Raw genomic sequence first — 1,807 nt, forward strand, 5'->3', positions numbered from 1 at the left:
CAGCATTTGTCCAGCAGGCGGTGCACGGCACCCTGCCCTGCGCCGCCGCGTGCATAGGCTCGCTTCAGCAGTGGGAAGTCGACCACCTCGGGATAGCCGTACTGGGTCCAGGCGGTGGGGCGCTTGGCGTCCAGGCCCATGCCCGTGAGGAAGTCAGCGCGGGCTCGGGCAAGCTCCAGGCTGTTGATGTGGATGGGGTCGGCCATCGCGCCGATGCTAGGAAGCGGTCAGCCGCGCGCACATCCACTCAATGCGAGTGGTCAGTGGCAGGATAGGCGTCGTGCAACCGATTAAAAAGGGAGGCCTCGAATGCTAGATCCGAATGACCTTACTGGAGTTGTCCGGGAGGACTTGCGCTACCTCAAGTCAAACTGGGACGGGGAGATAACATCTGAAGCGTTACGCAGAGAATGCTCGGTACTTAGGCGGCTACTGATCAACGGAGATTTGCAACGAGCCTGGAAGGCCGCGGGATTCCAGCGAGAGCCAATCGTGTCCGCCGTATGCCTAGAGGCTTGCTTGCATGTGGCCGGGGGGAGGGAGATTGTGCTTGCCACTGCGGGAGGCGCGCTACATGAAGGAATTATTGCCACTGGACTATTGTTGTTCATCGGGGAACACACAAAGGAAGAAATTGCCAAGTTAAAAGAGCAGCCTGCCGATCCTCCCATGATGGACATGCCACTTAAGGCTTTCATGCAAGCGCCTGCGATCATATTCGGAGGGCGTCGTATTTCTCGCCACAGACTCGTCAAATACGTGGCAAACAAGCTGGGGTCAGATCATCACGACACAAAGCGCGGCAATGATGATGAGGGAATTGAGTTCGCCATGCTGGACCGACTTTCTAGAGAAATCAAAACTCTCATCGGAAGTCACTATGGCGTCTATTACGAACTTCTCAGTATCGGCCAAGCTTTATCAAATTCACCAGACATACAAAAGTTCATTGCTGGCAATGCCAAATAGTTGCTCAGCAATCTACGCGAATATCCCCGCCGTCGGGTTCAGCAGCTCATTGAACGCGCGCGCTGCGGCGTCGACCTGGTCGTCATGCAGGCCATTCGGGAAAAGCCGCAACTCCTCGATGAAGTCGTGATTCCATGACCCACGCAGCATCAGCACGTTGCCGGCGTTGATCTGGCTAGCCAGCGGCCGGGCGCGCACGACCTTGTCACCACTCTCCAAGCTCGTGACGGCCTGATGCCCGGCCAGCATGCCCACCAGAGCCTTGGCCTGCCCCTTGCCGGCCTGCCCAGGGTCTTGCGGCAGAGATTGCTTGACGCGACCCATTCCGTCGGCGCTGGCCGTGGTCTTGATGTAGTGGTCACGCTTGGCGGTGCCGTACTGCTTGCGGTCCACGTTGGAGATGACGAAGCGCCCATCTGGAAGCCGGCCCAGCCTGGCGTTCGCCGTGTAGTCACCGCCGCCCTCGGTGGCCGCCAAGTCCCAGCCGCGGCACCACTGCTGCACGCCGGCGGGCAGCGCGTCGACAACTTCGATCATGTCAGGCTGGAACTCTCCACCCTCAGCGGGGCTGGGACGCTGCTGGAACTGCCCGGCGACCGCATACGGACCCATGATCTTCTTGTCACGCTCGACGACCTCGCGCGGGAAACGCTCGGGGAACAACAGTTCGCCTTTCTCCCTGCGTGGGTCCAGGAAGCCGATGCTGGTGATCTTGCGCGGCCCCTCGTACTCCATCGGCAGGCACAGGTGCTCATAGCCCATGTCCTCGCCGGTGATCACACCGGACACGTCTTTGACGCTCAGACGCTGCATGACGATGACGATGGCAGAGCTGGCC

At 59.9% G+C, this 1,807-nt stretch carries 2 protein-coding genes and 1 pseudogene; 1 reads left to right on the forward strand and 2 read right to left on the reverse strand.

Going from position 1 to position 1,807, the window contains the following annotated elements:
• Positions 1-206 (reverse strand): annotated as a pseudogene (locus AC1DU6_RS29755) (hypothetical protein); the annotation flags it as partial.
• A 340-nt stretch (positions 207-546) separates the two neighbouring features.
• Here AC1DU6_RS29755 and AC1DU6_RS29760 point away from each other — a divergent pair.
• A complete protein-coding gene (locus AC1DU6_RS29760; RefSeq protein ID WP_477861616.1) occupies positions 547-969 on the forward strand; it encodes a hypothetical protein in 423 nt (140 codons plus the stop codon).
• A 12-nt stretch (positions 970-981) separates the two neighbouring features.
• On the opposite strand, the gene terL is transcribed toward AC1DU6_RS29760, so the two are convergent.
• Positions 982-1,807, reverse strand: an 826-nt coding sequence (gene terL / locus AC1DU6_RS29765; protein WP_477861618.1) for a phage terminase large subunit, incomplete at its 5' end; no start/stop codon positions are given.

This window comes from Roseateles sp. P5_B10 (assembly GCF_056400485.1).